The organism is Marivita sp. NO-S04 (assembly GCF_059070475.1).
On record NZ_CM180980.1, the window covers coordinates 1383478 to 1409301 of the forward strand.

The following is a 25824-nucleotide window of genomic DNA, read 5'->3' on the forward strand; positions in this document are numbered from 1 at the left end:
GTTCAAGTGTCCTCCGAGCACGTCGTCGCAAGCTGCAAGAGCGCTTCGAACGCTTGGTTTAGGTAAGTAATGTCCCAGTCGCCTCGGATCACGAGGTCAAAATGCGAAGCCACAAATTCTGCATAACACGTCCGGTCGTCGCACGTCGCGCCAGGATAGAGCTGCATATACGTGTTCTTTTCACGCGGGGTCGGGTTGGTTTTCGTCATGCTAACACGAACGCCGCTTGCCTCACTTGCCGGAACGAAGATCTGTCTTTCCGAATAGTTCAATTCGCTTTGATCAAGGCGGAGATCTTTTGCGGCGACCGACGCGACATAGGTGTCGGTTGCGCCGTCATCATGTGACTCCGCGGTTAATGTCAAAGTGCATCCGTCAACCACGAAGCGGTAATCGGCGGTTTGGTATTCGTTTCGCACTTCGCCGGACAAAAGGGTCTCCAATGTACGTGCTGCGTCATCTGCGGATTGCGCAAACACTGGAAGGTGTGTCACGGCCAAAGCTGATACTGCCAAAGTCGCAAGCCTAAGGGGGGCCCGTTCGATCATCAGGCCGTCTCCGCGTCCGCGTAGATATCAGTCCAAAGTTCATCCAAGCTTGGTTCTGGGCTTTCGCGGGCGAACTCGGCGCTGGCGTTGACGATGGCCTTGATCTCTTTGTCGATGGCCTTGAGGTCGTCCTCGGTGGCGTGGCCGCCCTGCAGCAGCATCTCGCGGACATGTTCGATGCAATCGCGTTCTTCGCGCATTTTCTGCACCTCTTCGCGGGTGCGGTACTTGGCGGGGTCCGACATGGAGTGGCCGCGATAACGGTAGGTCTTGATCTCAAGAATATACGGCCCCTTGCCGGACCGGCAGTGTTTGACCGCCTTGTCGCCTGCCGCCTTGACCGCCAGCACATCCATCCCGTCCACCGCTTCGCCGGGGATGCCAAAGGCGGCACCACGGGTGTGCAGATCAGGGGTCGAGGTCGAGCGCTTTTGCGCGGTGCCCATGGCGTATTGGTTGTTTTCGATGACGAAAATCACCGGAAGTTGCCATAGGGCCGCCATGTTGAAGGTCTCGTAGACCTGTCCCTGGTTCGCTGCGCCATCGCCGAAATAGGTAAACGTGATGCGGTCGGTGCCTTTGTATTTGTCGGCAAAGGCCAGACCCGCCCCCAGCGGCACCTGCGCACCGACGATGCCGTGGCCTCCGTAGAAATGCTTCTCTTTCGAGAACATGTGCATGGAGCCGCCTTTGCCCTTGGAATAGCCGCCTTCGCGCCCCGTCAATTCGGCCATGACGCCGTTCGGATCCATGCCGCAGGCCAGCATGTGACCGTGATCGCGGTAGGATGTGATGCGCTTGTCGCCCTCACTGGCGGCGGCTTCCAGCCCGACCACGACCGCTTCCTGACCGATATACAGGTGACAGAACCCGCCGATGAGGCCCATGCCATATAACTGACCGGCTTTTTCCTCGAACCGACGGATCAGCAACATGTCGCGGTAATAGGTTGTCAGTTCCTCTGCTGAGACATTCGGCAAGCTTGCTGCCTTGGCCGATGGTTTGCGTGCCGCCATGGGGCGCCTCCCTGCAAGAAGTTTAGCGTTAAACTTTTTTTCAAAGCCTACGATCAACGTTCCGGCAAAGGCAAGGGGCGATGTTTACGCGCTTTGGGGCGGATTGGGGCGATTCGGTCACTTTTCCACAAACTGGAATGCAAAGTGGCAAGACAATTGCAGGAGGTCAGTACGCACTGTTTAGGCGAACCGTACAATAACGGCTAAAATGGGGCGCATTTTAATAAACCTAGAGACATCTGGGCAAAAATGGGGAGAAATTATGGTTACCTGCTCACTCGGATGCCACAAATATGCCTGAAATCGCCGCATATGGATTTATGGGATCAGAGGCCTCCCAAGGCCTCTTTGGCGCAAATGTGCTCGCCACGCGCTCCAGTCTGGAGCAAGGGGGAGACTATGACCGCCTGATCAAAGAACTGGGTGTCGGATCATTCCGTTACCCGGGTGGGTCGCTGACCGAACGCTATTTCGACATCACAGATCCAAACGCATCGGTTGTGACAGATCGCGATACAGGAGAACTGCGCGAGTTTATCCCGCTGAACGAAGCGCTGGAATATGCCGGCGACGAGGGCCTGTCGGTCACCATCGTGATCCCAACCCGCAACGTGCTTTCCGAGACCACGGATGCCAACGGCGACCGCTTTGCTGCCATCGACGAAGATGCGCTGCGCGGGTTTGTCCGTGACGTGGTGACAGGCGTGCATGGCGATGCCGAGATCGAAGCCTTCGAGCTGGGCAATGAATACTGGGGCAGTGGGCAGATGTCCTCTGTGGAATATGGGCGCCTGGCCAGTGAGATGGCGGTCATCGTCAACGATGAACTCAGCCTGCAAAACTCGGATGCCGAAATCATCGTGCAATCCGGCACCAATTTTGATTTCGCACGCCTTTCGAATGACTATAGCGCCGACATGTCGAGCGCAGACATCCTTGCCGATCTGAACGCGACCTACGATCTGAGCCTTGGTGAAGACAGCCTCTATAGCTCGGGCGCGATCAATTGGACCCATGTGGCCAATGAAATGATCCTGTCCGAATTTGACACCGAGGCAGAGCGCGCAGCGGTTGATCAGGTTGCCGTGCATGTCTATTCGCGCGGTCAGGTCAATGAGGGCCAGCGCACGTTCTTCCTTAATAACACCGACGAGACATGGGGCGAACAGATCCCCGATGCGCAGATCGCGGTGACCGAATGGAACACCGCAGGCAATACCGACAGCCTTGACCGGTCCAGTGATTATGGCCTCTTCCAGTCGCATGAGATGATCAACATCATGGAAGAGTTCATGCGCTATGACGTCGAACAGGCGCATGTCTGGCCGTTGATCCAGAACACCCCCAACACGCTGAGTGTCGATGACGGGCAGGCCGATCTGACGCCCGGTGGCGCGATGTTCAACATGATGCAAGACGCGATGCCGGGAAAGGTCGCGCTTGATCTGACGCCCGAGTCCGGAGCCGATACCGAGGTTCAGGAAGACGGCATCTCGTTGCACGGTTTCTGGGAACCGAATGAGCTTTTGTTCTACATTGCGGCAACCGGTGAAGACGGAGCGGATACAGAGGTCGACTTCTCGGGGCTGGTGACCGATGCAGGTCGGGTCGAAATCTCGGTTCTGGGTGTCGCCGATGGCGCGCCGATCGGGAACAGCAGCTCGGACGCGGTTGTTGAAGACATTGATCCCGCGCTGTTTCTGGATGGCACAACGCTTTCGGTGCAGATGGATCAGGGCGAGATCATGCAGGTTCGCATGTTCGGCTTCACCCCGTCGCAGGATTTTCAGGATGTCATCTCGGACGAAGCGCCTGATGCGCTGCCGGACCCGATGATCGACGACTTTACCGATCAAACTCCGCCGGTTGAAACTGCGCCGGTTGAAACTGCACCGGTCGAGACAGCACCTGTTGAAGAAGCGCCAGTTGAAACCTCGCCGGTCGAGGCAGCCGTTGTTGAAGAAGCGCCGGTTGCGGACGCACCGATCGAAGCTGCGCCGGAACCTGCTGGCATCGACTTCCCGACCTTGGCTGTAACTTCGGGTGTCGAAGAAACATTGGCCTTCGAAGACGCGCGCGCCGCCGAGGACAGTGATACAGACGAGGGCGACGACGATGCAGGCGGCGTGGCCGACCTGATGATGTTCCTGCCGTTCCTCGGCATTCTTGCAATGTTCATGTAGTTCAAAGCGCGGGACCGCTTTGGTCCCGCGGACTTATCGCACAACGATTTCGTCGGTGCGGATCATGCCCAGCATATCGCGGGCGCGCTCATCCAGCAGATCAAGATCAAGATATGTGTCCGACAGGCGGCGGGTGAGGTTCTCCATCCGCGCCAGTTCGATTTTCAGTTCCTGAAGCTCGGCATCCAAAGTGCGGGTTTCGACCATGATTTCGGCACGGCGGAATACGCCGTAGTCGCCCTGAACGGCGGCAAAGATGAAATAGGCGCCCACGCAGAACGACCCTGCGAAAAACACAAGTCCTCCAAGAGCCGGTCGTGTGCGGTGTTGCGTCATCATCTGCCTCTGATCGCACCTCTTGTCGGGCGCGTGCGGGAACCATGGCACAGGGGAAACTGCGAGGGAATTCCCCGTGCTGTAAAAATGCGCGGCAAGCGGCCCAGTGTTGCTTTCCGGACTCGCCCATGGGCGGGGGTCAGCCCAATGCGGCGACACCAGGCAGCGTTTTGCCTTCCATCCATTCCAGGAAAGCACCGCCAGCGGTTGAAATATAAGTAAAGCTTTCCGAGGCATCCGCCTTGTTGAGCGCTGCCACCGTATCACCGCCACCCGCGACCGAGATCAGCTTGCCTGACCGGCTGAGACCCGCGGCATAAGCCGCCGCTGCATTGGTCGCCGCATCGAAGGGCGGGATTTCGAACGCGCCAAGCGGGCCATTCCAGATCAGCGTTTTCGCACGATCAAAAGCCTGACAAATATGTGCCACGCTGTCGGGGCCCGCGTCGAGGATCATTGCGTCGGCCGGGCAGTCTTCGGCTTTGACGGTTTCCGAGTCCGCGCCCGCCTTGAATTCACGCGCGACCACAACGTCACGCGGCAAGAGCAGTTCGCAGCCCGTGGTCGTGGCCTTTTCAGCAATCGCGCGGGCGGTGTCAGCCAGATCGTGTTCACACAGCGATTTGCCCACATCGACGCCCTGTGCTGCGAGAAAGGTATTGGCCATGCCGCCGCCGATCACAAGAATGTCCACCTTCTCAACAAGGTTAGACAACAGATCGAGCTTGGTCGACACTTTCGCACCACCCACAACAGCCACCACCGGGCGCTGCGGATTGCTGAGTGCTGCTTCGAGCGCGCGCAATTCCGCCGCCATCAGGCGACCGGCGCATGAAGGTAGAAGATGCGCAACACCTGTGGTCGACGCATGGGCGCGGTGCGCGGCGGAAAACGCATCGTTGCAGAAGATATCACCCAGTGAGGCAAGGAATTCCGCCATTTTGGGATCGTTCGCTTCTTCCATAGGGGTGAACCGCGTGTTTTCGATCAACACCACCGCATCGGCGGGCAGGGCATCGATCTGGTCACGCGACGGTTGCTCGATGAACGTCACACTGCACCCCAGTGCCTTTTCCAACGCAGGCTGCACCAGACGCAGGCTCATCTCGGGATTGGGCTTGCCTTTGGGACGCCCGAAATGCGCCAGCAGGATCGGCGTGCCGCCCTTGGTCAGGATATCCGTGATTGTCGGCACGATCCGGGTGATGCGCGTCGCATCGGTCACCTGACCGTTGTCCACGGGCACGTTGATATCCACCCGCGTCAGCACGCGTTTGCCAGCAAGGTCCATGTCGTCGAGCGTTTTCCAGGCCATTTGCCCCTCCTGATCTGAGTCCGCCCCGTGATGGCGATGTGCAACGCAGACGTCAATGCGGTCCTTGGCAATCTGTCAGTCGCGCTTTAAGTCTTGCCGCAACATCACATCTGAAGGAGCACGGCATGGCCGAGATCAAAGACCCCGAGAACACCATCCTGATCGAGTTGAAGGACGGCACCGTCACCATCGAATTGTTGGCGGACGTTGCGCCGAAACATGCAGAACGCATGAAGGAACTGGCGCGGTCGGGTGCCTATGACAACGTGTGTTTTCACCGGGTGATCGATGGCTTTATGGCACAGACTGGCGATGTCGAACACGGCGACATGGAAGACGGCTTCAACCTGCGCCGCGCGGGCACAGGTGGGTCGGAACTGCCGGATTTGCCTGCGGAGTTTTCCAAACTGCCGCATGACCGGGGCACGCTGGGGGCTGCGCGGTCGCAGAACCCGAACTCGGCCAATTCGCAGTTCTTCATCAACTTTTCCGACAATCACTTCCTCAACGGTCAGTACACTGTCTATGGTCGTGTCGTTTCGGGTATGGAGCATGTCGACGCGATCACCCGTGGCGAGCCGCCAGCGACCCCGGATCGGATGATTTCCGTTAAGGTGGCCGCAGATGCGTAAGCTGGCGATTGCCTTTTCCCTGCTCGCGTCGCCGGCGTTGGCGACCGGGTTGCAGATCGAAGTGGCGGGTGAGGCCAATGGCACCGTAACCATCGACCTGTTCGAAGATGTGGCACCGCAGCACGTGGCGCAGATCACAGCACTTGCGGAAGAGGGCGCCTATGACGGCATCGTCTTTCACCGCGTGATCGACGGTTTCATGGCGCAAACCGGGGATGTCGAGTTTGGCAAGATCGATGGTGGCGACATGCGCATGGCGGGGCGTGGCGGTTCTGACCGTCCAGACCTCCCGGCCGAGTTTTCGGACTTGCCTTTCGATCGTGGTGTCGTTGGCATGGCGCGCTCGCAGAACCCGAATTCGGCCAATTCGCAGTTCTTCATCATGTTTCAGGAAGGGTATTTCCTGAACGGTCAGTACACGGTGGTTGGCACGGTGACGGACGGCATGGATGTGGTGGATGCCATCAAACGCGGCGAAGGTCGCAATGGTGAAGTTATGGGTCCGCCCGACGTCATGGCGGATGTGACCGTCATCGATTGAGTTTGATGTGCGTGGCCCTTCGGGGCCACGCGCAGGTTCTGCCGCCACCGCCTTTGGGCGGCATCGGCGACTGGCGCGGTTTGCAAAGTTTTGCCCATAAATGTGTGTTGAGAGGGTTTGCAAACGCGCTTTTGCATATTTGCAAAAAGAAGAAGCAACGGGTCGCGCGCTGTCACAGCTGCGTGTGGCAGGCTGTGCACGAGGCCTCATTTGCGGCAAGCTGCTCACAGATGGGGGAATATTCCGATGCGTATACCGGTTTTGTCGTTTTTGATTTCTGTTTTGATTGCCGCGTCCGCAATGGCCAGTCCGGAGTTCTGGCGGCATGAATGGCCGCAGACCAATTTCGAAAAGACCAGCGTGCCAAATTGGGTCGAGATCCTCTCGGGGGGACCACCCAAGGACGGGATTCCCGCGCTCAGTGATCCGACCTTTGTGCGTGCCTCGGGCAAGACCGGAATTGACCCGACCGAACCGGTTATCACGCTTGAGCTGGGCGGGCAGGCGCGGGCCTATCCAATCCGGTATCTGACATGGCATGAGATCGTGAATGACGTGATGGGCGGCGTGCCTGTCGCAGTGACGTTTTGCCCGCTCTGCAATTCGGCATTGACCTTTGATCGGCGGGTGAATGGCCGGGTGCTGAGTTTTGGCGTGTCGGGCAAGCTGCGCAATTCTGATATGATCATGTATGACCGCGAAACCGAAAGCTGGTGGCAGCAGGCGATTGGCGAAGCCATTGTCGGCGATCTGACCGGCGCGGAGTTGGACACGTTGCCAAGTTGGATGGAAAGTTGGGCCGAGTTTACGGAGCGGCATCCCGACGGGCTGGTGATGGCCGAACCGGGATATAACCGCGACTACGGGCGCAACCCTTATCAGGGCTATGACAGTTCGACCCGCCCCTTTCTTTATTCAGGAGAGATGCCGCCACATGGCATCGACGCCTTGGCGCGGGTGGTTCGGGTGGGTGACCGTGCCTGGCCGATGGAGCGTTTGGCCCGTGCAGGTGAGGTACGCGAAGCGGGGGTGGTGATCTCGTGGCGGGCGGGACAGGCCTCGGCCTTGGATACCGCGCAGATCGGTCGTGGCCGCGATGTTGGGTCGATAAGGGTGCGCGACGGGCAGGGCCGCGATGTGCCGCATGATGTGATGTTCGCCTTTGCCTATCACGCGTTTTGGCCGGACGGGGACTGGATGCTGGGGAACTAGACCGGCGCGCGCGGCGCCGGCCCAGAGTTAGCCGAGTTTCACGAGCGCGTGGCGTTTCTTGCCGGCACTGAGTTTGATCGGGCTGGACAAGGCGCTTGCGTCGATCATCAGCCCCGCGTCCGTCAGTGGCTGATCGTCGATTTTTGCGCCATTCTCGGCGATCAGGCGCTTGGCCTCTTTGCCGGTTTTCGCAAGGCCTGTGCGCACGATGAGCTGAACGATCGAAATTCCGTTGCCGACCTCTTCCGAAGTGAGGGCGACTGTCGGAAGGTCATCGCCCACGCCGCCTTTCTCGAAGACTTCCCGAGCGGTGGCTTCGGCTGCCGCTGCTGCATCAGCTCCGTGGCACAGGGTTGTCACCTCATTGGCAAGGATGATCTTGGCATCGTTGATCTCGGACCCTTCGAGCGCGCCAAGGCGGTCGCATTCCTCAATGGGCAGTTCAGTATAGAGCTTGAGGAAACGGCCCACATCGGCGTCGGTGGTGTTACGCCAGAACTGCCAGAACTCGTAGGGGCTACGCATGTCGGCATTGAGCCAGACCGCGCCATCGGCGGATTTGCCCATCTTCTTGCCGTCGCTGGTGGTCAGCAGCGGTGAGGTCAGGCCGTAGATCTGGTGATCCAGCACGCGGCGGGTCAGGTCGATCCCGTTGACGATATTGCCCCATTGATCCGAGCCGCCGAACTGGATCAAGCACCCGTAGCGGCGGTTCAGTTCAAGGAAGTCATAGGCCTGAAGGATCATGTAGTTGAATTCGAGAAAGGACAGCGACTGTTCGCGGTCGAGGCGCGATTTGACGCTTTCAAACGACAACATCCTGTTGACGCTGAAATGCCGACCGATGTCGCGCAGGAAATCGAGGTAGTTGAGTTCGTCCAGCCATTCGGCGTTGTTGAGCATCAATGCCCCGGTGGGGCCGTCTTCGTAGCTGATGTATTTGGCAAAGACCTGCTTGATGCCGTCGATATTGTCGTCGATCTGCGCTGGCGTCAGCAGCGGGCGCTCATCGGCGCGAAAGCTTGGATCGCCCACTTTGGTGGTGCCGCCGCCCATCAACGTGATCGGCTTGTGCCCGGTTTTTTGCAGCCAGCGCAACATCATGATCTGGATGAGGCTGCCCACATGCAGCGACTTGGCCGTTGCATCGAACCCGATATAGCCCGGCACCACCCCTTGCACCAACGCCTCGTCAAGGCCCTGATAATCGGTGCAATCGGCCAGAAAGCCACGCTCCATCATGACGCGCATGAAGTCCGATTTGGGATGGTAGGTCATGGGGTTGCCTCGTTATAGAATGGTGAGGGCAGCTATACGCAGGGCAGGGGAAAAGGTGAAGGGCAAGTTGGCAGATCCGATCTGGGCCGTGGGCGCGATGTCGGGCACGTCTCTGGACGGGGTCGATGCGGCGCTGGTCCTGACGGACGGTGTGACGATTTCTGAATTTGGCGCGTCGGGGTATCGGGGCTATTCGGACGCGGAACAGGCGGTGCTGCGTGCGGCCTTGGGCAAGTGGCCGGGGGATGATCTGGCAGAGGCTGCCGAGGTTGTATTCCGGTCCCATGTTGCGGCGTTGCAAGGTTTTGAGGCTGACGTGATAGGCTTCCACGGCCAGACCCTGGCGCATGAGCCACAGGGGCGCGGCACACACCAGTTGGGTGATGGCGCGGCATTGGCCGAAGCTTTGGGGCGTTCGGTGGTCTGGGATTTCCGATCGAACGACGTGGAGTTGGGGGGCGAAGGCGCACCTCTTGCCCCGTTCTTTCACTGGGCTTGTGCGAAATGGATCGGTGCGGATGCGCCATTGGCTTTCCTGAACCTGGGCGGTGTTGGTAACCTCACTTGGGTCGATCCTTTGTCGACCGCACCCGAAGGCGAGGGCGCATTACTGGCCTTCGACACCGGCCCGGCCAATGCGCCGATCAACGATCTGATGATGGAGCGGCGCGGCGTTGCCTTCGATAAAGACGGCGCTTTGGCCGCGCAGGGACAGGTTGTGGACGGCGCTTTGGAGTTGTTCCTTGAGGAAGGGTATTTCCGCAAAATGCCGCCCAAGTCTTTGGATCGAAACGATTTCTCCCTCATGCTTGATCTCGTTCGTGAATTGGACGACGCCGATGCGGCGGCCACCATGACGGCTATGGCGGCGGCGGCTGTGATGCAGGGGATGGAGCATTGTCCGGTCCCGCCACAACGTGTCTTGGTCACCGGAGGTGGGCGGCACAATCCGGTGATGATGGCGATGCTGACGTCTGCTCTGGATTGCCCTGTGCGGCCCGTTGAGGCGGTTGGGCTGAACGGAGACATGCTCGAGGCGCAGGCTTTCGCCTACCTCGCGGTCCGCGTGATGCGCGGGTTGCCGACCTCGGCTCCGGGCACCACGGGCGTGCGCGCGCCCGTCGGCGGTGGTCAGATTTCGCGAGTGTGATCAGGTGAGCGCCTGCGGCGCACAGGTTTATGCTTTCTGCGCCTTCGGCGCATCAAGCGGTTGGGGCGCTGCCCCAAACCCCGAGGTATTTTGGGCCCAAAGAAATCCGCAATACACCAAATCGCCCGCCACGTACATGACGTGACGGGCGGTGAAGCAATCTGAATGATCAGGAGCTTCTTCGGGCACGGTCATCGGCGCCTCCGCCTGTACCGCGATTACTGGGTAGCGCTCTATCGTTAACAGATCGTTTCTTTGGGCTAAAAATACCTCGGGGAGCGCGAGGGGCTGGCCCCTCGCAGGTCCTACGGTTTAGCCGCCGGTATGGCTCATATGGCGCGAGACCCGGCCATCCACGGTCTGACGGGAATAGTCGAAATCATGCCCCTTGGGTTTCAGCGTGATCGCGTCGCGGATCGCCTGTTCCAGCGGGGCGTTGCTGCTTGGGTGGTTGCGCAGAGCCGAGCGCAGGTCGGCATTGTCTTCCTGGCCCAAGCACATGAACAGCTCTCCGGTGCATGTCAGGCGCACGCGGTTGCAGCTTTCGCAGAAATTATGCGTGAGCGGTGTGATGAAGCCGATCTTCTGGCCTGTTTCCTCGACCCGGACATAGCGGGCGGGGCCGCCCGTGCGTTCGGGCAGGTCGGTCAGGGTGAACTGTTTGCGCAGCTCGTCCCGCAGGTCGCTGAGTTTCCAATACTGGCCGAGACGGTCCTCGTTGCCGATATCGCCCATCGGCATCACTTCGATGAAGGTGAGGTCCATGTCGCGGTTGTGGCACCATTCGGTGAGGGTGAAGAGCTCGTCCTCGTTGAAGCCTTTGAGCGCCACAGTATTTATCTTGAGCCGCATCCCGGCTTTCTGCGCGGCGTCAATCCCCTTGATGACCTGCGGCAGACGGCCCCAGCGGGTGATATCGGCGAATTTCTGGTCGTCCAGCGTGTCGAGCGAGATGTTGATGCGGCGGACGCCAGCAGCGTAGAGGTCATCTGCGAAACGGTCGAGCTGTGAGCCATTGGTGGTAAGGGTCAGTTCCTTGAGCGTGCCAGCTTCGAGGTGGCGCGTCATCGACCGGAAGAATGTCATGATATCCCGACGAACAAGTGGTTCGCCACCGGTGATCCGCAGTTTTTCGACTCCCAAGCCAATGAAGGTCGAACACATGCGATCCAGCTCTTCCAGCGTGAGCAGTTCCTTCTTGGGCAGGAAGGTCATGTTTTCCGACATGCAGTAGACGCAGCGGAAATCGCAGCGGTCGGTGACGGAGACGCGCAGATAGGTGATCGCGCGCTGGAAAGGGTCAATAAGCGGTGTCATGCTGGCGAGCCTAGCCTTTCGTCGGAGAGTGAGCAAGTATGGTGCAACACTGAAATGCAAGACGAAGGTCGGAGGCGCTGATGCGAAAGACGGTTGGAATTCTGGGGCTTTGCGGGATTCTGGCGGGCTGCGGTCAAGTTGGGCTTTTGCCATCCGCAAACCCGACACAAAGCGAGGGGCAAACCCGACCGCAATCGCGCCCCGATGCCCTGCAGACAGAGGTACGTCCGCCTCCGACAAATGCGCGTACGGTAGACGAGTTTGACACCACAACCGCCGAGGAACGGGCTGCGGCAGTGGCCCCTACAGCTGCAAGTGCCGAACAGGCCTTGGGGGGCACCGTTGTGTCCTTGGGCAGCCCCGCGCAGCCGGGTTTCTGGCTTGAGACATCGCTTGTGTCTGCGCCCGCCAAGGGCCGCGTTCTGTATCCCGCCACTGGCGAATCCGTTCAGGTCGATCTGATCCCGATCGACGGGGGGGGCAGTCGTTTGTCGCTGCCTGCGATGCGCCTGATTGGTGTGCCTCTGACCGATCTGGCAGAGGTGCAGGTGTTTTCAGGCGGGTAAGTGCCGCGAGGCTTCTTTGCGCGCGAAGGATTTCATCTGGTCGCCATAGGTCGCCAGAAACGCACGGGTGCGGTTTGGGTCGTGTTTGGACAGATCGCGCAGCCACCATGCGACCGCTTTCTGGATGAACCAGTCGGGATCGGTCACATAGGTCGAAGCCCAGCCTAGGATTCGGTCTCGTGCGAGGGTTTCGTCTTGCGTGGGATGGTTCTGCTTGGTCCAGGGCAGGGTTATGACCAGCGCCGCGCGGCGGCTCCACATATGATCGCTTGTGATCCAGGTTTCGACCACATCCAGACGTGTGGGGTCTGCCGTCAGGCGACGTTGGCCCGCCATACAGGCATGATCCGCGATCGCCCAGCTGTCGAAATCGGGCACCCACGAGGTGATGAGATCCCATGCGTTTGCGTCAGAGGGTTTGATCCGTGCCTGCGTCAGCAGTTTGGCTGCGGCGACGCGGGCCTCGAAAATGTTGGTCTGCCAAAGATCGTGCGCAAGCATGAGGCGGGTTTCGAGATCCATCGCCTGACGCCACTCGCGGACCAGCATGTCCGTATTGGGATTGGCGACGCCCAGATATTGGCGGTCGACCTTGTGGTAGGCGGCCATTTGTTCTGCGCGCCCCGGCTCTGCCTTGGCGCGCAGTTCGTCCAGTGCGTTGTCCAGCGTCATTCGACTGTGACGGATTTTGCAAGGTTGCGTGGTTGGTCCACATCGGTGCCTTTGGCGATTGCTGCGTGATAGGCGATCAGCTGCGCGGGCAGAGCATAAAGCAGGGGTGACAGGATCGGGTCCACTGCGGGAAGGATCACGGTGCGCCAAACATCGGCACCCGCAGCTTCGGCCCCGGCGGCATCGGTGATCAGGCAGACTTTGCCACCGCGTGCCATGACCTCTTGCATGTTCGACACGGTTTTTTCGAACAGCGCGTCGCGCGGTGCCATGACAATCACCGGGACGTTCTTGTCAATCAGGGCGATGGGACCGTGCTTGAGTTCACCTGATGCATAAGCTTCGGCGTGTATATAGCTGATTTCTTTCAATTTAAGTGCGCCTTCCAGCGCGAGTGGATACATCAATCCCCGGCCAAGAAACAGCACGTCCCGCGCTTCGGCAATCTTGTGAGCCGCGTCCGCCATTGTCGGGTCGCGGTCAAGCGCGACATTGAGCAGGCCCGGCAGCGCGCGCAATTCCCCTAGCTTGTCGGCGAGTTCATCCTGGGACATCACCCCCCGTTGCACGGCGGCGTGCAGCGCGAGTAAGAGCAACGTGTTGAGCTGGCAGGTGAATGCCTTGGTGGAGGCAACGCCAACTTCGACACCCGCATGGATCGGCAGGGCCACATCGCTTTCTCGCGCGATGGAGCTTTCGGCCACGTTGACCACCGAGACGATGCTGTCGGCCTTGCCCTTGCAGTAGCGGAGTGCGGCCAGCGTATCGGCGGTTTCGCCGGATTGGGACACGAACAAGGCCACAGTGCGCGGTGTGATCGGCGGTTCGCGGTAACGGAATTCGGAAGCGATATCGACCTCGACCGGCAGTTTGGCGAGCTGCTCGAACCAGTATTTCGCCGTGAGGCACGCATAGAACGCGGTGCCGCACGCGACCATGGTCAGGCGGTCGATCTTGGCGAAATCGGGCAGGGCGTCGGGCAGGACAATCTGGTTGCCGTCAAGATAGGCGCGCAGGGCATCGGCCAGAACGGTGGGCTGTTCGGCGATTTCCTTGGCCATGAAGTGTTTGTATCCGGCCTTGTCGACGCGGGTGGCATCGGTGTTGATGGTCCGGCTTTCGCGCATTACGCGCGCACCGCTTTCATCAAAGATATCAACGGTCTGACGAGTCAGAACGGCGCAGTCACCTTCTTCGAGATATGTGATTGTGTCGGTCATGGGGGCCAGCGCAATCGCATCCGATCCGACAAACATCTCGCCGTCGCCATGCCCGATGGCCAGCGGGCTGCCTTTGCGGGCGGCGACAATCAAATCGTCTTCGCCATCGAACAGGAACGCCAGCGCGAACGCCCCTTCCAGTCGTGCAAGGCACGCGCGGGCTGCGTCCACATGGGACATGCCCTGCTTGATGTAGTGGTGCGTCAGCAGCGCGACGGTTTCGGTGTCGGTATCGGTCTGCGGCGTGATCTGGTGTTCGGCCAGTTCGGCGCGCAGGTCTTTGTAATTCTCTATGATCCCGTTGTGGACAACAGCCACCGGACCAGACTGGTGCGGATGGGCGTTCTGGGTGTTGGGTTCGCCATGGGTGGCCCAACGGGTGTGGCCGATCCCGGACTTTCCCGGCAGGGGATCGTGCACCAAAAGGTCTGACAGGTTCACCAGCTTGCCAACAGCGCGGCGGCGATCCAAAGCGCCATTATTGACCGTGGCGATCCCAGCGCTGTCATAGCCGCGATATTCGAGCCGTTTGAGGGCTTCGACCAAAAGCGGGGCGGCCTCATGCTGACCCAGTACACCAACGATCCCACACATAAACCTAACCCTTTGCCATTTTGGCTTTTTTAGCGCGCAACATACTGAACAGCTTGCGTGCAAATCCCGGTTTGTTGTTCTGTTCTGCCCGGCTTATGGCCATTGCCCCATCCGGCACGTCTTTGGTCACCACTGTGGCGGTGGCTGTCATCGCCTCATCGCCGACCGTGACAGGGGCAACAAGCATCGTGTTCGATCCAATAAAGGTGTCGCGGCCAATGATGGTCTTATGTTTCATCACGCCGTCGTAATTGCAGGTGATGGTGCCCGCGCCGACATTTGTACGCGCGCCAATCTGGGCGTCACCGATGTAGGTCAGGTGATTGACCTTCGCGCCTTCGTCGATCGTGGCGTTCTTGATTTCAACGAAGTTACCAATGTGCACATGTTCGGCCAGTTCCGCACCGGGACGCAGGCGGGCAAAGGGGCCCACGGTTGCGCCACGGCTGACATGGGCGCCTTCCAGATGGCTGAAGGCGCGGATGCGTGCACCGGATTCGACGGTGACACCGGGGGCGAAGATCACGTTGGGTTCGATTTCCGCGTCGCGGCCGATAATGGTGTCGAAGGACAGAAATACTGTGTCAGGGGCCTGCATCATCACTCCGTCTTCGATCAGAGCGCGGCGTTTGGACTGTTGAAACAACGCTTCCGCCGAGGCGAGTTCCAGACGGGAATTGATGCCTAGCGTTTCCGCCTCGTCGCAGGTCACGGCAGTGGCTTTGAGACCGCGCGCATTGGCGATTCCAACAATATCGGGCAGATAGTATTCGCCTGCCGCATTGTCATTGCCGACCGCCCCTAGCAGATCGAACAGCAGGTCCTTGCTGACGCAAACCACACCCGAGTTGCAAAGCGACACGGCGCGTTCGGCCTCTGTTGCGTCCTTGAATTCGACGATCTGCATCAGCGCAGAGCCGTCCATAATCAGGCGGCCGTAGCGGCCGGGGTCGGCGGCCTCAAACCCAAGCACCACGACGTCACTCGACGTGCGCGCCGCGATCATTTGTTCGAGGGTTTCCGTGGTGATGAACGGCGTGTCGCCATAGAGCACGATCACATCGCCCTCGAACCCGTCTAACGCTGTCTTTGCCTGTGCAACGGCGTGGGCTGTGCCAAGCTGTTCGTCCTGACGCACTGCGATCGCGTCGGCGTCGAAATCCTGTGCAGCTGCTTCGACCAGATCCGCACCGTGGCCTGTAACGACGATGGTGCGCTCGGGCTCCAAGGCTGATGCGGACAGCATGGCGTGGTGCAGCAAAGGTGCACCGCCGATCTTGTGCAGGACTTTCGGAAGGTCCGATTCCATGCGGGTGCCCTTGCCTGCCGCAAGAATGACCAAAGCTGTGCTCATCAGGTTTCTCTTTGTCTTTTGCCTGTGGTCCTTTTATCGGTCTTGGGGCGTGCCGCAAGGCGCGAGATTTCACACATGGTTGCGACTTGTGACAGGAGACACGCAGTGCGTACGGTAATTTTTGATCTCGACGGCACGCTGGCCGATACAAGTGGCGACCTGATCGCGGCGGCCAACCATTGCTTTGACCAGATGGGATTTGAGACCCGGCTTGATCCGGTCGCGGATGCGGGAACGGCGCTAAGAGGCGGGCGAGCGATGCTGACGCTTGGTCTGGAACGGGCTGGGCAGTATTCCGCCGAACTGGTCGATCAATACTACTCGGTGCTGTTGTCGGCCTATGGCGAGGCCATCGACACCTACACCGTGCTCTACCCCGGCGCGATGGAGGCGGTCGAGGTCCTTAAGTCGAACGGAATGGCGGTAGGTATCTGCACCAACAAGCCCGAAGGCCTTGCTGAGACGTTGATGACACGGCTTGGTGTACGCGGCGCATTTGGGTCATTGATCGGGGCGGACACGCTGCCCACCCGTAAACCCGATGCCGCGCCCTATATCGCGGCGGTCGAGCGGGCAGGTGGCGTTGTTACACAAAGCTGTTTGATTGGGGACACAGTCACCGACCGCGACACCGCCCGCGCCGTGGGTGTCGCCTGTGTGCTGGTCGGCTTTGGTCCGGCGGGCGGCGATATGGCCGCGCTGGAACCGGATGCGATCATTCAGCATTTCGACGAATTGCCCGAAGTCGCGACGCGGCTGCTGGGTTAGTCCGATCCGTAAAGCGGTACAGTCGACATCGACACTTTGGCCGATCCGTCCGTCAGTTCAGCAGCGTGGGCGATGTAAATCAGGGTCTGGTTTTTTTCGTCAAAGATACGCTTTACCCTAAGCGACTTGAGAATGATCGACCGCGATGCGCGGAACACGTCTTCGCCGTCGTCGTCGCGGTCTATATCGCCGATTGTGATCGGGCCTGTCTGGCGGCATGAGATCGACGCGTTTGATGGATCTTCAAACCAATTGCCTTTGCTCAGCCGGTCGAACAGCCCGCGTTCGAAGTAGGCGATGTGGCAAGTCACTCCCGCCACATCCGGGTCGGCGATGGCTTCGATGATGATGTCATTGCCAACCCAATCAACGCCAACTTCGCCCACCTGTTCGGCCTGCGCCGGGGGCAGTGAAAGCAGGCCAAGTAGGCAGGCGGTTCCCAATCTGGTCATGTGTAGTCCTTAAAAATGGATGATACCGTATGTGCCGGTATCGGGTTTGGCATCGGTGACATTCGCTTTGATCGTCTCGAACAGGTACTTTGCGGTGCCATCGGTGGCCCAAATCTCGGCTTCGGATGGAGTGTATTTCATCAGTCGAACCGAGTCATCCTCGCGCCCATTGTCAAACCATGCAGCGGCCATCGGCGACCAAAGCTCATCCAGTTTGTCGCTATCCTGCGACGCCGACAGATGCCCTTTGATGGTGCCGTACATGTGACCCGCCGAATCGCAGAGGTAGATTTTGGATTCGTCGCCAGTTTTCGCGGCCTTGAAGCTGTCGTGATCGGCGGATGTGATGAACCAGATCGCGCCGTCTTCTTGGCGTGCCAGCGGCGACATCGGCACAGGCGTTCCGTCGCCAGAGCCAAGCAGAATGACGTGAATCTTGCTCATATTGCTCCAGAAAGTATCGGTCAGTGTGGCTGTCATGGAATGTCCTTTCGCTATTGATGCGGTTCGCTCTCCCAACGCCCAGTACTGCGGACAGTTCCTTGCGCTTGACCTGATGCCGGGGTTTCTCGTAAGATTTGAACAAGTGTTCAATAAATCCGCTTGGGGAGAGGCGAATGTTCAACGCGACCATGCAGTTTGATCTTGGGGAAGACGTCAATTCCCTGCGCGAAATGGTGCATCGCTGGGCGCAGGAGCGGGTGAAGCCGATGGCGGCCGATATCGACCGCACGAATGAATTTCCGCCCGAACTGTGGACCGAGATGGGGGAACTGGGCCTGCTGGGCATCACCGTTGACGACCAATACGGCGGTGCGGGCATGGGATATCTCGCGCACACTGTCGCGGTGGAAGAGGTCGCGCGGGCGTCTGCCTCGGTGTCGTTGTCCTATGGCGCACATTCCAACCTGTGCGTGAACCAGATTAAACTGAATGGCAGTGACGCGCAAAAAGCCAAGTACCTGCCGGGTCTGATCTCGGGCGAGCATGTGGGTGCATTGGCCATGTCCGAGCCGGGGGCCGGGTCGGACGTGGTGTCGATGAAGCTGCGCGCTGAAAAGCGAAACGATCATTACAAGCTGAACGGCAACAAATACTGGATCACCAATGGACCGGATGCGGACACGCTGGTGGTCTATGCGAAGACCGACCCCGATGCCGGGTCCAAGGGTATCACCGCCTTCCTGATTGAAAAGACGATGAAAGGTTTCAGCACCTCCCCGCATTTCGACAAGCTGGGGATGCGCGGATCGAACACCGCCGAGCTGATCTTCGACGATGTCGAAGTGCCGTTCGAGAACGTCCTGGGCGAAGAGGGCCGCGGCGTGCGTGTTCTGATGTCCGGTCTGGATTACGAACGTGTGGTGCTTGCGGGCATCGGCCTTGGCATCATGGCCGCCTGTCTGGACGAAATCATGCCCTACATGGCCGAGCGCAAACAGTTCGGCCAGCCGATTGGCAGCTTCCAGCTGATGCAGGGCAAGATGGCGGACATGTATACCGCGATGAATTCCGCGCGTGCTTATGTATATGAGGTGGCCAAGGCCTGCGACCGGGGCGATGTGACCCGTCAGGACGCCGCCGCCTGCTGCCTTTACGCCAGCGAACAGGCGATGGTGCAGGCGCATCAGGCGGTGCAGGCGATGGGTGGCGCGGGGTTCCTGTCCGACGCGCCGGTCGCACGGATTTTCCGAGATGCCAAGCTTATGGAGATCGGTGCCGGCACCTCTGAAATCCGGCGCATGTTGGTGGGCCGCGAGATGATGGCGGCGATGGGATGAAGCGCAATCCGAAAAGTGGGCACCGGTTTTCGGAATGAATTGCGCGACAATGCACAAGCGCAATCCGAAAAGTGGGCACCGGTTTTCGGAATGAATTGCGCGACAATGCACAAGCGCAATCCGAAAAGTGGGCACCGGTTTTCGGAATGAATTGCGCGTTGTCAAAAATGCAAAGAGGATCGCGTTGATGACATTGAAAAGCTTGATCCTCTGATGCCGGGCTGGGTCTGGTGGGTGCCTCTTGGGCTTGCCACACTGGTCGGCGCACTCTTGGCGTTCCGCTATGGCTGGATCGCTGCCACGATAACGGAGACGGATGTGATCAATGCGATGGCCTCCCGCTATGTGACCCAAGACGGTGGACCCGGTGCAACAGCTGGCGATTGCGTCGGTCTGGCGGGGCAAGTGGATGGCGCGTGGATCACTGTGCGCTGTGGCTCGCGCGTTTACCATGTGAACCGGTTTGGGCGGCTGATCGCGACCAGCGGAGCCGATGGATTCGAAAGGCCTTCGACATGACGACCCGTCCGATGCTACGCCCTGCCGCTTATGATGCCCTGTGCAAAAGGTTCGACTGGGACCTGCCCACATCGCTGAACATGGCGCATCAGGTGTGCGATGGCTGGGCCGCAACAGAGCCTGACCGCATAGCGATCCTTGAGGTCACGCCCGAGCGGGTGCGCAAGGTCACCTATGGCGATCTGTGGTATCGGTCGCGGCAGGTCGAGGTGGCGCTGATCGAACGCGGTGTGATGAAAGGTGACCGGGTGGGCGTGTTGCTGTCGCAATCGCCGCTTTGCGCCGCCGCCCATATCGCTGCGTGGCGGTTGGGGGCAATCTCGGTGCCGTTGTTCAAGCTGTTCCGCACCGACGCGCTGAAATCCCGGATTGATGATGCGGGGCTGGGTGTTGTTGTGACCGACCTTGAAGGCGTCGTGCAACTGACCGGGTTGGGTGTGGCGACCGTGACGCGCAGTGATCTGGGTGCGTCCTCTGGCACCCGCGCGATTGTTGAGACCGGACCCGAAGACGCAGCGGTGTTGATCTACACGAGCGGCACAACAGGGTCGCCCAAGGGGGCACTGCACGGGCATCGGATGCTGACCGGCCATTTGCCAGGTGTCGAGATGAGCCACGACTTCTTGGGCCAAGACGGCGACGTGATCTGGACCCCTGCGGATTGGGCGTGGATCGGTGGCCTTTTCGACGTGCTCATGCCGGGGCTTGCGTTGGGAGTGCCGGTGGTTGCGGCGCGCATGCCGAAGTTTTCGGTCGAAGAATGCGCAAGGATTTGCCAGGAAGGCACCGTGCGCAATGTGTTTTTTCCACCAACCGCGCTTCGGATGCTCAAGGCAGCGGATGCGCGGATCGACGGCTTGCGGTCGGTCGCCAGCGGCGGCGAGCCGCTCGGTGCCGAGATGCTGGCTTGGGGCCGCGACGCGTTCGGTGTGACAATCAACGAGTTTTACGGCCAGACCGAATGCAACATGATCGTGTCGTCCTGCGGTGCGTCCTTCGATGCCGTGCCGGGGTCGATGGGCCGCGCGGTGCCGGGGCATCAGGTGTCAGTGATCGGGCCGGAGGGCTTGCCCTGCGAGGGTGAGGGCGACATCGCCGTGCGCCGCGGATCGGCGTCGATGATGTTGGAATACTGGCGCAAACCCGACGCGACCGCCGAGAAGTTCCGGGGCGATTGGATGATCACCGGTGATCGCGGGATCAAGGACGGGGATACCATCACCTTTTTAGGGCGCGAGGACGACGTAATCACCTCAGCGGGTTATCGCATCGGACCGGCTGAGATTGAGGATTGCCTGCTGACCCATCCGGCGGTGGCGACCTGCGGTGTTGTGGGCAAGCCCGACGCGCTGCGCACCGAGATCGTCAAGGCCTATGTGGTTCTTAAAGAAGGCGTTAACGCATCGGTAACAGATCTTCAGTCATGGGTAAAAGATCGCCTTGCAAGCTATTCTTATCCAAGGGAAATCGAATTTTTGACAGATCTGCCGATGACCGTCACTGGAAAAGTTATCCGCAAGGAATTGAAAGCGCGCGCTGCTCAGGAGGGCAAGGCATGAAACGGGGTTTGATGATGGCGGCGCTGCTCTGTGTTCCTCAGGTTGGCACAGCGCAAGAGTTCACAATAGACCAGCAGATCGTGCGTGACTGCTTCGAGAATACCGAGATCGGTGCGCTTTATCCCATCTGTCTTGGGGAGGCGTCCGGCCAGTGTCAGGAGCAGCCGGGCGGATCGACCACTATCGGGATTTCAGAGTGTATCGAGGCGGAAACCGCGATGTGGGATGTGATCCTCAACGAAGAATACAAATGGACACAGATGGCCAACGAAACCGCGGACGAGCAGGGGCCGTCGCAGGTGCTGGACCGCTCTGACGCATTACGCGATGCACAACGGGCATGGATCGCCTTTCGCGATGCCGATTGCGCGGCGCGCTACGCGATGTGGCAGGACGGGACGATCCGCACCATAGTGGGGGCCAATTGCCACCTGACAATGACGGCACAGCGCGCGATCGAATTGCGCGATATGCGGGGGCAATAAGATGAAACTTCGGTCACAGGCGATTGCGTCGTCGGAACAGTTCAAGGCGAACATTGCCGCGCATGAAGAGGCACTGCGCGTGGTTCGTGAGGCAGCCGATCTTGCGGCTGCAGGAGGTGGAGAACGGTCGCGCGAGCGGCATGTCTCGCGCGGCAAGATGCTGCCTCGGGACCGGGTGGCCAACCTGCTCGACCCCGGATCGCCCTTTCTGGAGGTGGGTGCTGTGGCGGCACATGCGCTTTATGACGGGGCAGCACCTTGCGCCGGGGTGATCGCCGGTGTTGGCCGGGTGATGGGCCGTCAGGTCATGGTGGTGTGCAACGACGCCACCGTGAAGGGCGGTACGTATTACCCGATGACCGTCAAGAAACACCTTCGTGCGCAAGAGATTGCCGAGGAGAACCATCTTCCCTGCATTTACCTTGTCGATAGCGGCGGTGCGAATCTGCCCAATCAGGATGAGGTCTTCCCCGACCGCGACCATTTCGGGCGCATCTTCTACAATCAGGCGCGGATGAGCGCGAAAGGGATCGCGCAGATCGCCGTTGTGATGGGGTCCTGCACGGCGGGCGGCGCTTATGTGCCCGCGATGTCGGATGTGACCATCATCGTGAAGGAGCAGGGGACGATCTTCCTCGCCGGTCCGCCTTTGGTGAAAGCTGCAACTGGCGAGGTTGTCACAGCCGAGGATCTGGGTGGCGGTGACGTGCACACGCGGCTGTCGGGTGTGGCGGATTATCTGGCCGAGGATGACGGGCATGCGCTGGCACTGGCGCGTCGCGCCGTAGGCGCGCTTAATCAAACCTGTGCGGTTGGGTCATTGGGCGGTGCGTGTGGAGCATACACCCTACGGCAAACGGCAGAAGACCCGGCGTATGATCCGGACGAGATCTTCGGCGTGGTGCCGGGCGACCTGCGCACGCCCTATGATATTCGCGAAGTAATCGCGCGGGTGGTAGACGGATCCTATTTCGACGAATTCAAACCGCGCTTTGGCGAGACTTTGGTGACGGGCTTTGCTCATGTCGACGGCTGGCCGGTGGGGATCATCGCCAACAATGGCGTGTTGTTCTCTGAGGCCGCCCAAAAGGGGGCCCATTTCGTAGAACTGTGTTCGCAGCGCAAGATCCCTCTGGTGTTCCTGCAGAACATCACCGGTTTCATGGTGGGCCGGAAATACGAGAACGAGGGCATCGCGCGGCATGGGGCAAAGATGGTGACGGCCGTGGCCTGTACCTCGGTGCCAAAGATCACCATGCTGGTGGGTGGATCGTTCGGGGCGGGCAATTACGGCATGGCCGGACGCGCCTATCAGCCGCGCTTTTTGTGGACATGGCCGAACTCGCGCATTTCGGTGATGGGCGGCGAACAGGCGGCGGGCGTTTTGGCGACGGTAAAGCGCGACGCAATGGAGAAGCGCGGCGAGGCGTGGTCGTCAGAGGATGAGGCCGCGTTCAAGAAACCCACGGTGGATATGTTCGAGAAACAGGCGCACCCGCTCTATGCTTCGGCGCGGTTGTGGGATGATGGGATTGTGGATCCCCGCAAGACACGGGCGGTGCTGTCGCTGTCGCTGGAGGCGGCTTTGAACGCACCCATCGAGGACACGCGGTTTGGTGTGTTCCGCATGTAATTGGGGGCCAGCCCCTAAACCCCCGGAGTTTACGGGCAAGATGAAGAGAAGCGATGGTGCGAGATGTTTGACACGATCCTGATAGCCAACCGGGGCGAAATTGCTTGCCGGGTGATCGACACTTGCCGCCGTTTGGGCGTGCGCACCGTGGCGGTGCATTCGGATGTGGACGCGCAGGCGCGCCATGTGGAGATGGCGGATGTAGCGGTGTCTTTGGGTGGGGCATCCCCCGCCGAGAGTTACTTGCGAGGTGATGCGATCATCGCGGCGGCGCAGGCTACTGGCGCGCAGGCGATCCATCCCGGGTATGGGTTCTTGTCAGAAAACCCTGAGTTCGTTGACGCGGTCGAGGCGGCGGGGCTGGTGTTCATCGGGCCTTCGGCCTCGGCGATCCGGGCGATGGGGCTCAAGGATGCAGCCAAGGCGTTGATGGCGGAGGCGGGTGTGCCCGTGGTGCCGGGCTATCAGGGCTCGGATCAGTCGCCGGACTTGCTGGCGCGTGAGGCCGAGGCGATTGGCTATCCGGTGTTGATCAAGGCGGTTGCGGGTGGCGGCGGCAAAGGCATGCGGCTGGTCGAGGCGCCCAAGGGGTTCGCCGATGCGTTGGCTTCGGCCCAGTCCGAGGCAAAAACCGCCTTTGGCAATGCGCATGTGCTGATCGAGAAATACATCACCAGCCCGCGCCATATCGAGGTGCAGGTCTTTGGGGATGGCGAGACGGCGGTGCATCTGTTCGAGCGGGATTGTTCGTTGCAGCGGCGCCATCAAAAGGTGATCGAGGAAGCCCCCGCGCCTGGGATGACACCCGAGATGCGGGACGCGATGGGCCACGCGGCGGTGCGTGCCGCAGAGGCCATTGGTTACAAGGGCGCGGGGACGGTTGAGTTCATCGTTGATGGGTCGGACGGGCTGCGCCCAGACGGGTTCTGGTTCATGGAGATGAACACGCGCCTGCAGGTGGAGCATCCGGTGACCGAGGCGATCACCGGGGTCGATCTGGTGGAATGGCAGCTGCGTGTGGCGGCGGGTGAGCCTTTGCCCTGTGTCCAAGGCGACCTGACGATCACGGGGCACAGTTTTGAGGCACGGCTCTACGCCGAGGACGTGCCAGCCGGGTTCCTGCCGGCAACCGGGCGGTTGGCGCATTTGGCTTTTCCCAAGGGTGCGCGGGCCGATACCGGTGTCAGGACGGGGGATGTGATTTCACCGCATTATGATCCGATGATTGCCAAGGTCATTGTGCATGGTTCATCGCGTGCGGTTGCCTTGCGCAAACTGCGGCAGGCTTTGGCGGAGACACAGGTGGCTGGAACCGTCACCAATCTTGCCTTTCTGGGGGCTTTGGCGCGGCATAAGGGGTTTTCGGTTGGGGATGTCGATACAGGGTTGATTGGGCGCGACCTTGTGGCTTTGACAGATGTGCCGGACCTCGCGCCAGCAGTCACCGCGCAGGCGGTTCTGGCGCTGGTTGGTTTGGACCGTGCGCCGCAAAACTTGGACGGTTTTGCGCTTTGGGCTCCGGTGGCGCAGTACTTGGCAGTGGCGTTTGGTGAGGACATCCTTGGGTGTCGGATTACGACCCGTGGTCCGGGTGAGATCGACGTGGCGGTCAACGGGCAGATCGTGGCGGCGCGTTATGGTGCCAATGGCTGGCGCTTTGATGGGCAACCCGGTTCGGCAGTGTTCGTTGAAGACGGGGTTGCAACGGTGTTTGGAGACCTGACAACCGTGCTGCGCCGTGTCGATCCGCTGGATGTGGATGCCGGGGCCGGGGCGTCGGGCGATCTGATCGAAGCACCGATGCCGGGATTGGTGCGGCAGGTCTTTGTCAGCGCCGGGGCCACGGTTGCCAAGGGAGACAGGCTGGCCATACTCGAGGCGATGAAGATGGAGCATTCCCTGCTTGCCGCGCGTGATGGTGTTGTTGCCGAGGTCATGGCCCAAGCCGGGTCTCAGGTCGAGGCGGGTGCGGTGCTGATCCGTCTGGAAGAGGAAGAGATATGATCCGATTGCACCATTGCCCTCAGACCCGGTCCATGCGGACGCTTTGGCTGCTCTATGAGCTGGAGGTTGACTTCGAAGTTGTGCTGCATGCCTTCGACAGGTCGTTGCGCGATCCGGAATACCTGTCGTTGTCCCCTGCGGGACGTGTTCCAGCGCTTGAGATCGACGGCGAGCGGATGTTTGAGACCGGGGCGATCACCGAATATCTGTGTGAGCGGTTCCCGGAGGCAAATATGGGGCGGGGGCCGGATGATCCGGACCGGATGGCCTGGCTGGTCTGGGTGCATTTTGCGGAGACCATCAGCCAGCACGCCGCGGCGCTGACGCAGCAGCATATCATGCTTTATGAGGACGCAATGCGCTCACCGGTTGTGATGAAGCTGGAAGCCGCACGGTTGGACAAATGCTATGACGCGCTTGAGGCGCGGCTGTCGACGCCGGTGGAAAACCGGGATTATCTGCTGACCAGCGGATTTTCTGCAGCAGATGTGTCGGTTGGACAGGCGATCTATATGGCGCGGCATTTTGCCAAGCTGGAGGGGCATCCGGCGGTGGCCGAATGGTACGAGCGGATTACGGAGCGGCCGGAGTTCCAGAAATCGCTGCCGGAGGCGGGCACCGGGCTTTATGCGCAGGAGTTTTACCCGGCGTGGGAGGCAATTGGCTGATGTCAGGCCGTGCATATTTGG

Annotated in this window: 25 protein-coding genes; 14 read left to right on the top strand and 11 right to left on the bottom strand. The window is 60.1% G+C overall.

Annotation, left to right across the window (positions count from 1 at the left end):
* Window positions 1–2: 2 nt before the first annotated feature.
* Complete coding sequence (locus ACK3EW_RS07340; RefSeq protein ID WP_493809066.1) at window positions 3–431, bottom strand: hypothetical protein; 429 nt, start codon at window positions 429–431, stop codon at window positions 3–5.
* A 116-nt stretch (window positions 432–547) separates the two neighbouring features.
* Window positions 548–1564, bottom strand: a complete 1017-nt coding sequence (gene pdhA, locus ACK3EW_RS07345; RefSeq protein ID WP_493809067.1) for a pyruvate dehydrogenase (acetyl-transferring) E1 component subunit alpha — start codon at window positions 1562–1564, stop codon at window positions 548–550.
* Window positions 1565–1857: 293 nt separating this feature from the next.
* Between pdhA and ACK3EW_RS07350 the strand changes: the two genes are divergently transcribed.
* On the top strand, window positions 1858–3747 hold the full coding sequence (locus tag ACK3EW_RS07350) for a hypothetical protein (protein WP_493809068.1): 1890 nt from the start codon (window positions 1858–1860) through the stop codon (window positions 3745–3747).
* Between the two features lie 33 nt (window positions 3748–3780).
* Here the strand turns inward: ACK3EW_RS07350 and ACK3EW_RS07355 are convergent, their stop codons facing one another.
* A complete protein-coding gene (locus ACK3EW_RS07355) occupies window positions 3781–4083 on the bottom strand; it encodes an FtsB family cell division protein (protein ID WP_439121292.1) in 303 nt (100 codons plus the stop codon).
* Window positions 4084–4222: 139 nt separating this feature from the next.
* Window positions 4223–5398: a phosphoglycerate kinase gene (locus ACK3EW_RS07360; RefSeq protein ID WP_493809069.1), complete on the bottom strand. Its 1176-nt coding sequence runs from the start codon at window positions 5396–5398 to the stop codon at window positions 4223–4225.
* 125 nt (window positions 5399–5523) lie between these two features.
* Between ACK3EW_RS07360 and ACK3EW_RS07365 the strand changes: the two genes are divergently transcribed.
* From ACK3EW_RS07365 to ACK3EW_RS07375, 3 genes are all read left to right on the top strand, one after another.
* Entirely contained in the window at window positions 5524–6030 is a 507-nt protein-coding gene (locus ACK3EW_RS07365) for a peptidylprolyl isomerase (RefSeq protein ID WP_493809070.1), read from the top strand.
* Complete coding sequence (locus ACK3EW_RS07370; protein WP_493809071.1) at window positions 6023–6571, top strand: peptidylprolyl isomerase; 549 nt, start codon at window positions 6023–6025, stop codon at window positions 6569–6571. Before ACK3EW_RS07365 ends, ACK3EW_RS07370 begins: the two co-directional genes overlap by 8 nt.
* A gap of 246 nt (window positions 6572–6817) precedes the next feature.
* Window positions 6818–7783 (top strand): DUF3179 domain-containing protein, encoded by a 966-nt coding sequence (locus ACK3EW_RS07375; protein WP_493809072.1) that lies wholly within the window; start codon window positions 6818–6820, stop codon window positions 7781–7783.
* Window positions 7784–7810: 27 nt separating this feature from the next.
* On the opposite strand, the gene tyrS is transcribed toward ACK3EW_RS07375, so the two are convergent.
* Window positions 7811–9061, bottom strand: a complete 1251-nt coding sequence (gene tyrS / locus ACK3EW_RS07380) for a tyrosine--tRNA ligase (protein ID WP_493809073.1) — start codon at window positions 9059–9061, stop codon at window positions 7811–7813.
* Window positions 9062–9158: 97 nt separating this feature from the next.
* On the opposite strand from tyrS, the gene ACK3EW_RS07385 reads away from it, so the two are divergent.
* Window positions 9159–10211, top strand: coding sequence for an anhydro-N-acetylmuramic acid kinase (locus ACK3EW_RS07385; protein WP_439121291.1), 1053 nt, complete (start codon window positions 9159–9161; stop codon window positions 10209–10211).
* A gap of 312 nt (window positions 10212–10523) precedes the next feature.
* Here ACK3EW_RS07385 and moaA read toward each other — a convergent pair whose 3' ends face one another.
* On the bottom strand, window positions 10524–11528 hold the full coding sequence (gene moaA, locus ACK3EW_RS07390) for a GTP 3',8-cyclase MoaA (RefSeq protein WP_493809074.1): 1005 nt from the start codon (window positions 11526–11528) through the stop codon (window positions 10524–10526).
* An 80-nt stretch (window positions 11529–11608) separates the two neighbouring features.
* On the opposite strand from moaA, the gene ACK3EW_RS07395 reads away from it, so the two are divergent.
* On the top strand, window positions 11609–12094 hold the full coding sequence (locus tag ACK3EW_RS07395) for a hypothetical protein (RefSeq protein ID WP_493809075.1): 486 nt from the start codon (window positions 11609–11611) through the stop codon (window positions 12092–12094).
* Here the strand turns inward: ACK3EW_RS07395 and ACK3EW_RS07400 are convergent.
* Genes ACK3EW_RS07400 through glmU form a run of 3 tightly spaced genes read right to left on the bottom strand, consistent with a single transcriptional unit; the run spans window position 12083 to window position 15934 of the window.
* A complete protein-coding gene (locus ACK3EW_RS07400) occupies window positions 12083–12766 on the bottom strand; it encodes a DNA alkylation repair protein (protein WP_493809076.1) in 684 nt (227 codons plus the stop codon). The genes ACK3EW_RS07395 and ACK3EW_RS07400 overlap by 12 nt on opposite strands.
* On the bottom strand, window positions 12763–14580 hold the full coding sequence (glmS, locus tag ACK3EW_RS07405) for a glutamine--fructose-6-phosphate transaminase (isomerizing) (RefSeq protein WP_493809077.1): 1818 nt from the start codon (window positions 14578–14580) through the stop codon (window positions 12763–12765). Before glmS ends, ACK3EW_RS07400 begins: the two co-directional genes overlap by 4 nt.
* A 4-nt stretch (window positions 14581–14584) precedes the next feature.
* A complete protein-coding gene (glmU, locus tag ACK3EW_RS07410; RefSeq protein ID WP_493809078.1) occupies window positions 14585–15934 on the bottom strand; it encodes a bifunctional UDP-N-acetylglucosamine diphosphorylase/glucosamine-1-phosphate N-acetyltransferase GlmU in 1350 nt (449 codons plus the stop codon).
* A gap of 105 nt (window positions 15935–16039) precedes the next feature.
* Here glmU and ACK3EW_RS07415 point away from each other — a divergent pair, with 105 nt between their 5' ends.
* Window positions 16040–16702: an HAD-IA family hydrolase gene (locus ACK3EW_RS07415; RefSeq protein ID WP_493809079.1), complete on the top strand. Its 663-nt coding sequence runs from the start codon at window positions 16040–16042 to the stop codon at window positions 16700–16702.
* Here ACK3EW_RS07415 and ACK3EW_RS07420 read toward each other — a convergent pair.
* The gene (locus tag ACK3EW_RS07420; protein WP_493809080.1) at window positions 16699–17154 is read right to left on the bottom strand and encodes a CreA family protein; all 456 of its coding nucleotides are present in this window, start codon (window positions 17152–17154) and stop codon (window positions 16699–16701) included. The two genes, ACK3EW_RS07415 and ACK3EW_RS07420, sit on opposite strands and share 4 nt — an antisense overlap.
* Before the next feature lie 9 nt (window positions 17155–17163).
* The gene (locus tag ACK3EW_RS07425) at window positions 17164–17634 is read right to left on the bottom strand and encodes a pyridoxamine 5'-phosphate oxidase family protein (protein WP_493809081.1); all 471 of its coding nucleotides are present in this window, start codon (window positions 17632–17634) and stop codon (window positions 17164–17166) included.
* Window positions 17635–17771: 137 nt separating this feature from the next.
* Between ACK3EW_RS07425 and ACK3EW_RS07430 the strand changes: the two genes are divergently transcribed.
* From ACK3EW_RS07430 to ACK3EW_RS07460, 7 genes are all read left to right on the top strand, one after another.
* Window positions 17772–18935 carry an isovaleryl-CoA dehydrogenase gene (locus tag ACK3EW_RS07430; protein WP_493809082.1) on the top strand — a complete coding sequence of 388 codons (1164 nt, stop codon included), beginning with the start codon at window positions 17772–17774 and terminating at the stop codon, window positions 18933–18935.
* Between the two features lie 213 nt (window positions 18936–19148).
* Window positions 19149–19454 carry a hypothetical protein gene (locus tag ACK3EW_RS07435; protein ID WP_493809083.1) on the top strand — a complete coding sequence of 102 codons (306 nt, stop codon included), beginning with the start codon at window positions 19149–19151 and terminating at the stop codon, window positions 19452–19454.
* Window positions 19451–21013, top strand: coding sequence for an AMP-binding protein (locus ACK3EW_RS07440; RefSeq protein ID WP_493809084.1), 1563 nt, complete (start codon window positions 19451–19453; stop codon window positions 21011–21013). Before ACK3EW_RS07435 ends, ACK3EW_RS07440 begins: the two co-directional genes overlap by 4 nt.
* Window positions 21010–21498 (top strand): lysozyme inhibitor LprI family protein, encoded by a 489-nt coding sequence (locus tag ACK3EW_RS07445; protein WP_493809085.1) that lies wholly within the window; start codon window positions 21010–21012, stop codon window positions 21496–21498. Before ACK3EW_RS07440 ends, ACK3EW_RS07445 begins: the two co-directional genes overlap by 4 nt.
* A 1-nt stretch (window position 21499) precedes the next feature.
* The gene (locus ACK3EW_RS07450) at window positions 21500–23131 is read left to right on the top strand and encodes a carboxyl transferase domain-containing protein (RefSeq protein ID WP_493809086.1); all 1632 of its coding nucleotides are present in this window, start codon (window positions 21500–21502) and stop codon (window positions 23129–23131) included.
* Window positions 23132–23194: 63 nt separating this feature from the next.
* Window positions 23195–25135, top strand: a complete 1941-nt coding sequence (locus tag ACK3EW_RS07455; RefSeq protein ID WP_493809087.1) for an acetyl/propionyl/methylcrotonyl-CoA carboxylase subunit alpha — start codon at window positions 23195–23197, stop codon at window positions 25133–25135.
* Entirely contained in the window at window positions 25132–25803 is a 672-nt protein-coding gene (locus ACK3EW_RS07460) for a glutathione S-transferase family protein (protein ID WP_493809088.1), read from the top strand. Before ACK3EW_RS07455 ends, ACK3EW_RS07460 begins: the two co-directional genes overlap by 4 nt.
* The last annotated feature ends 21 nt before the right edge of the window (window positions 25804–25824 follow it).

Bases quoted from the DNA above. Each gene is read 5' to 3' on its own strand.
- ACK3EW_RS07395 (WP_493809075.1), top strand. From the start codon at position 11,609: ATGCGAAAGACGGTTGGAATTCTGGGGCTTTGCGGGATTCTGGCGGGC.
- ACK3EW_RS07440 (WP_493809084.1), top strand. From the start codon at position 19,451: ATGACGACCCGTCCGATGCTACGCCCTGCCGCTTATGATGCCCTGTGC.
- pdhA (WP_493809067.1), bottom strand. From the start codon at position 1,564: ATGGCGGCACGCAAACCATCGGCCAAGGCAGCAAGCTTGCCGAATGTC.
- ACK3EW_RS07435 (WP_493809083.1), top strand. From the start codon at position 19,149: ATGCCGGGCTGGGTCTGGTGGGTGCCTCTTGGGCTTGCCACACTGGTC.
- ACK3EW_RS07420 (WP_493809080.1), bottom strand. From the start codon at position 17,154: ATGACCAGATTGGGAACCGCCTGCCTACTTGGCCTGCTTTCACTGCCC.
- ACK3EW_RS07455 (WP_493809087.1), top strand. From the start codon at position 23,195: ATGTTTGACACGATCCTGATAGCCAACCGGGGCGAAATTGCTTGCCGG.
- ACK3EW_RS07375 (WP_493809072.1), top strand. From the start codon at position 6,818: ATGCGTATACCGGTTTTGTCGTTTTTGATTTCTGTTTTGATTGCCGCG.
- ACK3EW_RS07445 (WP_493809085.1), top strand. From the start codon at position 21,010: ATGAAACGGGGTTTGATGATGGCGGCGCTGCTCTGTGTTCCTCAGGTT.
- ACK3EW_RS07365 (WP_493809070.1), top strand. From the start codon at position 5,524: ATGGCCGAGATCAAAGACCCCGAGAACACCATCCTGATCGAGTTGAAG.
- ACK3EW_RS07425 (WP_493809081.1), bottom strand. From the start codon at position 17,634: ATGACAGCCACACTGACCGATACTTTCTGGAGCAATATGAGCAAGATT.
- ACK3EW_RS07360 (WP_493809069.1), bottom strand. From the start codon at position 5,398: ATGGCCTGGAAAACGCTCGACGACATGGACCTTGCTGGCAAACGCGTG.
- ACK3EW_RS07385 (WP_439121291.1), top strand. From the start codon at position 9,159: ATGTCGGGCACGTCTCTGGACGGGGTCGATGCGGCGCTGGTCCTGACG.
- glmU (WP_493809078.1), bottom strand. From the start codon at position 15,934: ATGAGCACAGCTTTGGTCATTCTTGCGGCAGGCAAGGGCACCCGCATG.
- ACK3EW_RS07460 (WP_493809088.1), top strand. From the start codon at position 25,132: ATGATCCGATTGCACCATTGCCCTCAGACCCGGTCCATGCGGACGCTT.
- tyrS (WP_493809073.1), bottom strand. From the start codon at position 9,061: ATGACCTACCATCCCAAATCGGACTTCATGCGCGTCATGATGGAGCGT.
- ACK3EW_RS07370 (WP_493809071.1), top strand. From the start codon at position 6,023: ATGCGTAAGCTGGCGATTGCCTTTTCCCTGCTCGCGTCGCCGGCGTTG.
- ACK3EW_RS07430 (WP_493809082.1), top strand. From the start codon at position 17,772: ATGTTCAACGCGACCATGCAGTTTGATCTTGGGGAAGACGTCAATTCC.
- ACK3EW_RS07350 (WP_493809068.1), top strand. From the start codon at position 1,858: ATGCCTGAAATCGCCGCATATGGATTTATGGGATCAGAGGCCTCCCAA.
- ACK3EW_RS07355 (WP_439121292.1), bottom strand. From the start codon at position 4,083: ATGACGCAACACCGCACACGACCGGCTCTTGGAGGACTTGTGTTTTTC.
- moaA (WP_493809074.1), bottom strand. From the start codon at position 11,528: ATGACACCGCTTATTGACCCTTTCCAGCGCGCGATCACCTATCTGCGC.
- ACK3EW_RS07450 (WP_493809086.1), top strand. From the start codon at position 21,500: ATGAAACTTCGGTCACAGGCGATTGCGTCGTCGGAACAGTTCAAGGCG.
- glmS (WP_493809077.1), bottom strand. From the start codon at position 14,580: ATGTGTGGGATCGTTGGTGTACTGGGTCAGCATGAGGCCGCCCCGCTT.
- ACK3EW_RS07400 (WP_493809076.1), bottom strand. From the start codon at position 12,766: ATGACGCTGGACAACGCACTGGACGAACTGCGCGCCAAGGCAGAGCCG.